The organism is Chitinophaga sp. (genome assembly GCF_036569125.1).
In the GTDB taxonomy this organism is placed as follows: domain Bacteria; phylum Bacteroidota; class Bacteroidia; order Chitinophagales; family Chitinophagaceae; genus Chitinophaga.
The window spans coordinates 1-7,222 of the sequence record NZ_DATCRF010000057.1 but is presented as its reverse complement, the minus strand read 5'-3'; the positions used below and the strand labels follow the sequence as shown (position 1 = coordinate 7,222).

Sequence of the window (7,222 nt, the reverse complement as noted above, 5' to 3'; positions counted from 1 at the left end):
CTATAAATGTGCAGATGTGCAAATATGCAGATGTGCAAATATAAAGCAGTCACCAGTACATCGGCACCTTCAATTCATCTGCACATTTGCATATTTGCACATCTGCACATCATTTAAGTCATGATTACTGTTAAAAACTTGCATAAAACCTACCCGGGAGCGCTGGAGCCGTCGTTGAGCGGCTTATCATTCAGCTTTCCCAAAGGCAGGATAGCAGGTTTGCTGGGACCCAATGGCGCCGGTAAAACCACTACCATTTCCATCCTTTGCGGGCTGGTAAGGGCTGATAGCGGGGATGCGCAGATCTTTGACCTGCACCAGGATGTCCACCACCGGGAGGCCATTAAAAAATTGATCGGTATTGTGCCGCAGCAGATAGCCTTATTTCCGCAGCTAAGCGCTTTGGAAAACCTGACGTATTTTGGTAACCTGTATGGCTTAAAAGGCAAACCCCTGCGCACTAAAATAGAGGATTACCTGCAGCGTTTCGGCCTGGAAAAGAACGGTAAAAAAGAAGTATACAAATTTTCCGGCGGTATGAAACGCCGTACCAATATTATTGCGGCCCTGCTGCATAATCCGCAGCTGCTGATCCTGGACGAGCCTACGGCCGGTGTGGATGTGCAGTCGCGCAATATGATCCTGCAATTTTTGCGGGAGTATAATCAGCAGCATGGAGTTAGCATCTTATACACCTCACACCTGCTGGAAGAGGCGCAAAGCCTGTGTGAGGAAGTAGCCATCATTGACCAGGGCCGCCTGGTAATGCAGGGGCAACCATTACAACTGATACAACAACACCCGGAATGCCGCAACCTGGAAGAAGTATTCCTGCACCATACCGGGCTGGCCGTGAGAGACTAATACACTATGTTAAGATTACTGGCTACCATACGCAAAGAATGGCTGTTACTGATACGGGACAGGGGAGGACTGGCATTGTTATTTTTAATGCCGCTGGTGCTGATCACGGTAATGGCATTGATAGAAGATGCGCCTTTCCGCGACTACCAGGAGCTGAAGTTTGATGTGCTTACAGTAGATAATGATCATGGCAGGCTGGCCCGCTATATTAAAGAAGGGCTGGAGCACAGCGGGCAGTTTACATTGGTGGATTCACTGGATGGCAAGCCTGTTACGCAGGAAGATGCCATGCGTTTGGTAAACGCCGGTGATTATAAAATATGCATTCTTATCCCCAAAGGCGCTACAGCCGCTATTGTAAGCAATGCTAACCGTATTGTGAATGACCTTTCAAAACGTATGGGCTTACCGGCTGTGCAACCGGTAAAGAGCCGCAATGATTCTTTGAACGTGCTCATTTATTTTGATCCCGCTGCTAAAAAAGCCTTTAAAAGCGCTATTCACCAGGCGCTGGATAATTTTTTAACGCAGATAGAAACAGACCTGCTGCTGGAACGTATAAAGCAGCAGCTGCGAAGTAAAGAAGCAGATGCTGCTGATACTTTTGCCATACAATTAAAGGCTGTAGGCCTGCAGGAGCAGGCAACCGGCCCTACCAAACAAATAAACATGGTATATAATTCCGTGCAGCACAATGTGCCTGCATGGAGCATTTTTGCTATGTTCTTCATTGTAATTCCTATTGCTGGTAACATGATCCGGGAGCGGGAAGATGGCAGCCTGCTGCGTATGAAGCTGATACCAGGTTCTTACCTGGCGCTGCTGGCAGGTAAAATGCTGTTCTTTGTTAGCATTTGTGTGGTGCAGTTTTACCTGATGACATTAGCAGGCATTTACTTAATGCCCCTGTTACATTTGCCCCGCTTAGTGCTGGGGCATAGCTACCTGCCTGCATTTGTAATAGTGCTGTGTATTTCACTGGCTGCTACTGCATACGGCATACTGGTGGGCACACTGTTTAAAACGCCTAACCAGGCATTGAGCTTTGGCGCTATTTCTATTGTGATCCTCTCTGCCATTGGCGGTATATGGGTGCCGTTGGAGGTAATGCCGCCGGCCATGCAGTTCATTGGGCATTTAACACCGCTGAACTGGGGGCTGGAAGCTATTAATGACCTGTACCTGCGTAATGGCGGTTTTCCGGAGATCATAGGTAATGCCGGCAAGCTGATCGTATTATGCCTGGCTATGTTATACCTGGCTGCGCGGGTAGAGAAGGGGCGGATCAGCTGAGCGCAGGGGGATTTATTTTCTAATCAATTGTAAAACTGTATTTTTACCGTTGTCCTGATGCAGTCTCGATATTGGGATATACCTACAACACTTATTATGGAAGATTTAAAACAAAAATTGAAAGTACAGATCATTGAGGCATTGAACCTGCAGGATACCAAACCTGAGGACATTGATGATAATGCGCCTTTGTTCGGAGAAGGCCTGGGGCTGGACAGTATTGATTCACTGGAGCTGATGGTGCTGCTGGAAAGGCATTACCAGATAAAGGTAGAAGATCCGCGCGAAGGCCGGAAGATCTTACAATCCGTACAATCCATGGCGGAATTTATTCAATCTAAACAACCGGCTTAAGCCAATACGGTAGCATGGCGGAACGTGTGTTTATAACAGGGATGGGAATGATCACCGCCATTGGTGATACCGTTGCAGCAAACTTTGGCAGCCTCCGGCAGCAGCAAAGCGGCCTGGGATTCACCCGCTATATAGATACTATTTATAAAGAGGTATTACTGGTAGCAGAAGTAAGGCATAGTACGGAGGAATTGAGTGCTATGGCCGGTGTACCCAGCAGTCCGGAATATACGCGCACCACCCTTTTAGGGCTGTTAGCTATGCAGGAAGCCCTGCAGCAGGCAGGCATCAAAGACCTGCAGCAGGAACCTACGGGTTTTATTAACGCTTCTACCGTAGGCGGTATGTGCGATACCGAGAAAGTATATTTTGATATTACCGATCCTGAAAAAGAAGGGGATTTCCTGAAATATATTGATACGCTGGATTGTGCGGATTGTACACAGCGTATAGCCGATACAGTGGGTTTAACGGAATACATTACTACCGTTAGCACGGCCTGTTCTTCATCAGCCAACGCACTGATGTATGGCGCCCGCCTCATTAAGCAGGGAATGTTACGCCGCGTGATCTGTGGCGGCACAGAGGCGCTTACCCGTTTTACACTTAATGGTTTTAACTCACTCAAGAACGTGGATAAACGGCCCTGCCGCCCGTTTGACCAGCAACGTAATGGTTTAAACCTGGGAGAGGGCGCTGCTTACCTGGTACTGGAAAGTGAAAGCCTGGCACGGGAAAACAACAGTGTTATCCTGGCAGAGCTAAGCGGGTATTGCAACAGCAATGAGGCCTTTCACCCAACAGCACCCTCGCCGGAAGGGGATGGGGCCTATGCAGCCATGAAAAATGCGCTGGCTATGAGCGGCAGAAGCATGGCAGATGTGCAGTATGTAAATGTACATGGTACGGCTACACTGAATAATGATGTATCTGAAGGTAAAGCGCTGGAACGCTTATTTGGTACGCAGGTACCGCCCTTCAGCTCTACCAAGCCTTTTACCGGGCATACCCTGGCTGCTGCCGGCGCTATTGAAGCCATTTATGCCGTACTGGCTATTCAGCACCAGGTGATATTTCCCAATCTTAACTATTCTGAAAAAATGGAGGAGCTGTCCATTGCGCCGGAAACACGGCTGCTGGAGCAGGTTCCCGTGAATACTGTTATTTCAAACTCATTTGGCTTTGGCGGCAATAATGCCTCCCTGGTGATCAGCAAATATGAAGGGTAAGTGTTACATACAAGGATTGGCGGCTATAACGCCCCAGCATACTTTTGAAGAAAACCTTTTTTCTCAGCCATTGGTGAGTACCAACACCAATGTATTTGCCGTAACGGAACCGGACTATAAAACATTTATTCCTGCCAATAGCCTGCGGCGCATAAGCCGGCTGTTAAAAATGGGTTTAACCACTGCCCTGAAATGTATGCAGGACAGCAGTTTGGGCGTACCGGAAGCCATTGTTACCGGCACCGGTAAAGGCAGCTTACAGGATACAGAACGTTTTTTGAAAGATATTCGCCAGTATGAGGAGCGTGCGCTTAATCCAACCCCTTTTATACAATCCACCTACAATGCTGTAAATGGTATGATAGCCGTGCAGCAGCAGGTTACTACCTATAACAATACTTTCGTGCATCGTGGTTTTTCTTTTGAAAGCGCGCTGCTGGATAGTATGCTGTTGCTGGAAGAAGGTGTATCGCACACGCTTACCGGCGCTTTTGATGAAATATCTGCGGAGCATTTTTATATTAAATCCCGCATTGGATACTGGAAAAAAGAAATGGTGAACAGCGCAGAGCTGTATAACCATTTGTCGCCAGGTACCATTTCCGGTGAGGGCGCTGTTTTTTTTACCTTAACGGCAGCACCTACGGCCCAAAGCTATGCGCGCATTGCAGGGTTGAAAATGTTATACAAACCTTCGCCTACCGCTTTAACAACTGGGCTGGCAAACTTTTTAAGCCAGCACGGATCAGCTGCAAAAGATATAGACCTGGTTATTACCGGGCGTAATGGAGATAATAATTTTGAGCACTACTACCGTCAGCTGGACCTGGCTTTGCCGCAAGTGAGCCAGCTGCCTTTTAAACATTTGTGCGGGGAGTATGAAACGGCCGGCGCTTTTGCGTTATGGCTGGGTGCACACATGCTGAAAGCGCAGCAGGTACCGCAGCAATGGTTTCCTATGGCATCACAGTTCCCTGCCACGCTTAACCGCATTTTAATTTACAATCATTTCTTTGGCGAACAGCACACCTTCATACTGCTGGAGCGTACCGCAGCTCCTGCCGTATAAACTGTTCCAGCGCTTCTTTGGAGGGCAGCTTTACCTGGTATTGTTTTACAAATAAGCTTTGATCCATACCGGCTGTGGCATACTGCACCAATGTTTCATTCTTATTGGTTACCATCAGAATGCCAATGGGCGGATTATCATCTTTTTCCATTACCTCTGCTTTGTAATAATTCAGATAAGTGTTCAGCTGACCTGCATTTACATGATTGAATGCATCTACTTTCAGCTCCACCAGCACATGGCATTTTAAAATGCGGTGATAAAATACCAGGTCAATAAAGAAATGTTCATCGCCAATGAGTATACGTTTTTGCCTTGCTTCCAGGCAAAAGCCTGGCCCCATTTCCAGTAGAAAATCCTGTAAGTTGCCCAGCAGCGCGGCTTCCAGGTCGCTTTCTATTACCAGTGCTTTTTGCGGCAGGTCCAGGAACTCAAAAGTGTACATGTTTTTAATGAAGTCAGCCGGATCTATGGGAATATCTGCTTCATGAATAAACTGCTGCAGCTTTTCTTTATTCTTTGAAAGGCCCATACGCTCAAAATACAGGCTGTTGATCTGCCTTTTTAATTCGCGTACGCTCCAGTTGCCTTTAATAGTTTCCAGCTCATAGAAGGCGCGTTGCAGCGGATCGGAAATGGTTAAAAGGAGTGTAATATGCGTAAAGGAAAGTTTGCTGAGCAGCTTATCTGCAGGCAGGTGTAAAGGGTATTTCCCCAATTCCTCAACCACTGATTGAGGAATCGTAATTGGCTGATTTTCAGTATGTAATAATTCGCCAGTCAGCGACTGACCAATCTTAAAAATAGGATCTTTTGTTAACCTTAATTCATCTGCTACGGTTTGACGGATCTGTGGGTAATACTTATAAAACTGGCGGAATAATTTGAGATTGGTTACAGAAATTTTTAACCCCGGCAGTGATTTTGCAATGTTTTCCAGCAGCTTCTCTCCATATTTCGCCCGGTCCTCCCCGTTCTGCTCATACTCTACAATGTAATACCCAATTAACCAATTACGGATCGTTAATAAACGGTTCACTGCTTTTGCTGCGCTTTCCTGTAAATGCTGATGGGTGTTTTCAATACGGTGTAACAAAAAATTAAAATTCATAAGATATGATTTTGGTGTAAAAAACGGATCCAAAAGTTAGAAGCAGCGGGAGGCAATGCCTGAGTGGCTCAACAAACAATTAGTTAGTAATTGGTTCAAAATTAAGGGGATAGGAGCGTACTAACAACAGGCAAAATGATAAAAGTTGGATCATGAGGAAAAGCGTAAATACAGTAATATTCATTGCTGTATTTACGCTTTTATGGAGAGACGTTTACTTAATACGGTACACCGGGTACCGCAAATATCCCGGCTCTGCATACTGCGAATGGTTGTATACAAAATCCAGCTGTGCACTGGCATTGTGGGCAAATGCAGTATCGCTGGCCTTACGTTTTTCCAGCTCCGCTTTTACTTCCGGATGCTGGCGTAAATATTCCGCAGCAGTATCCTCAAATACATAACTGGAGTATCCTTCTTTGGGGGCCAGTATGGCGTCAAAGAAATTCCATGCAAAGAAGGAATCGCCACCGGTAGGCTCCAGCGTTTCTATTAAATAACGGTTGGCATTTTGGTTTAGGGGAATGTAGTAATCACCCTTGCGGAAAGCGATCTTTTCCTGTGTGGCAGCCACTTTCACCTGGCTATGCAGGTAATGTTTTTCATAGGGCCTGGCCGCTGTTTTATAATCGGTGATATGATATACTTCTACCGTGATAGTAGTATCATGTGCCAGGCGCTGCATCTGTACATTACTGTTCTTTAGCAGGTCTATCACGGCCCACCATCCCTGCGGAATAAGATATGCTGCAGGCTTTTGCACAAAATTACCCGGCTCCGCAAAATCATAAAAAGGGATCTGCCGTTCGTAGGGTTTACTGCGGTCGTAGTACAGGCGCGGCAAACCGGAGATCTCGCTGGGTTTGTGGCCTGCTGCATATCCTTTAAAAGTAATGGTGCTATGCCGGCTCATATCTGTTTTCCATTCCAGCGGAAAGCTGCTTTGCGTTTTTACGGTTTGTTTGGTTTGGTCGCGGAGCGATTTAATGGCTGCACTATGCTCACTTACAAATTGTATAAAACATTCCATCAGCTCATAGGTAGCTTTTACCCGCTGGGGGTAAGGTTTTAGCATATGTGTTTCCGGTACAAACCCAAAAGTATGGAACAGGGTAGTGTAACCGCTGGAGTAACGGGGGCCGTCGAAATATTGCGTCCAGCCGCTGTCGGGTGTTTCCCCAAAATGATTTACGTAAGGGATCAGGTCATATCCCCGGGCTTTCATGAGCTTATAGAGGCCGGGCTCAAATTCCTTATCCAGGTAATCGCCCATTACGCCGCCCAGCTTATTATGCTGGGTGC

The 7,222-nt window shown here is 46.6% G+C and carries 6 protein-coding genes and 1 pseudogene; 5 read left to right on the top strand and 2 right to left on the bottom strand.

The features are described 5' to 3' along the window. The first annotated feature begins 138 nt into the window (after positions 1 to 138). The 5 genes from VIM87_RS01925 (at position 139) to VIM87_RS01905 (ending at position 4,809) form a co-directional block, all read left to right on the top strand. Positions 139 to 864 carry an ABC transporter ATP-binding protein gene (locus tag VIM87_RS01925; RefSeq protein WP_331995339.1) on the top strand — a complete coding sequence of 242 codons (726 nt, stop codon included), beginning with the start codon at positions 139 to 141 and terminating at the stop codon, positions 862 to 864. Positions 865 to 870: 6 nt separating this feature from the next. After that, entirely contained in the window at positions 871 to 2,157 is a 1,287-nt protein-coding gene (locus VIM87_RS01920; RefSeq protein WP_331995338.1) for an ABC transporter permease, read from the top strand. Between the two features lie 96 nt (positions 2,158 to 2,253). After that, entirely contained in the window at positions 2,254 to 2,511 is a 258-nt protein-coding gene (locus VIM87_RS01915; protein ID WP_217601749.1) for a phosphopantetheine-binding protein, read from the top strand. A gap of 14 nt (positions 2,512 to 2,525) precedes the next feature. Beyond that, entirely contained in the window at positions 2,526 to 3,740 is a 1,215-nt protein-coding gene (locus VIM87_RS01910; protein WP_331995337.1) for a beta-ketoacyl-[acyl-carrier-protein] synthase family protein, read from the top strand. Beyond that, positions 3,730 to 4,809, top strand: a complete 1,080-nt coding sequence (locus VIM87_RS01905) for a beta-ketoacyl synthase chain length factor (RefSeq protein ID WP_331995336.1) — start codon at positions 3,730 to 3,732, stop codon at positions 4,807 to 4,809. Before VIM87_RS01910 ends, VIM87_RS01905 begins: the two co-directional genes overlap by 11 nt. On the opposite strand, the gene VIM87_RS01900 is transcribed toward VIM87_RS01905, so the two are convergent. Beyond that, positions 4,772 to 5,920 (bottom strand): PDDEXK nuclease domain-containing protein, encoded by a 1,149-nt coding sequence (locus tag VIM87_RS01900; protein WP_331995335.1) that lies wholly within the window; start codon positions 5,918 to 5,920, stop codon positions 4,772 to 4,774. The two genes, VIM87_RS01905 and VIM87_RS01900, sit on opposite strands and share 38 nt — an antisense overlap. A 214-nt stretch (positions 5,921 to 6,134) precedes the next feature. Further along, positions 6,135 to 7,222 (bottom strand): annotated as a pseudogene (locus VIM87_RS01895) (hypothetical protein); the annotation flags it as partial.

Excerpts from the sequence above, each read along its gene's own strand:
- VIM87_RS01915 (WP_217601749.1), top strand. The coding sequence starts at position 2,254 with ATGGAAGATTTAAAACAAAAATTGAAAGTACAGATCATTGAGGCATTG.
- VIM87_RS01900 (WP_331995335.1), bottom strand. The coding sequence starts at position 5,920 with ATGAATTTTAATTTTTTGTTACACCGTATTGAAAACACCCATCAGCAT.
- VIM87_RS01920 (WP_331995338.1), top strand. The coding sequence starts at position 871 with ATGTTAAGATTACTGGCTACCATACGCAAAGAATGGCTGTTACTGATA.
- VIM87_RS01910 (WP_331995337.1), top strand. The coding sequence starts at position 2,526 with ATGGCGGAACGTGTGTTTATAACAGGGATGGGAATGATCACCGCCATT.
- VIM87_RS01905 (WP_331995336.1), top strand. The coding sequence starts at position 3,730 with ATGAAGGGTAAGTGTTACATACAAGGATTGGCGGCTATAACGCCCCAG.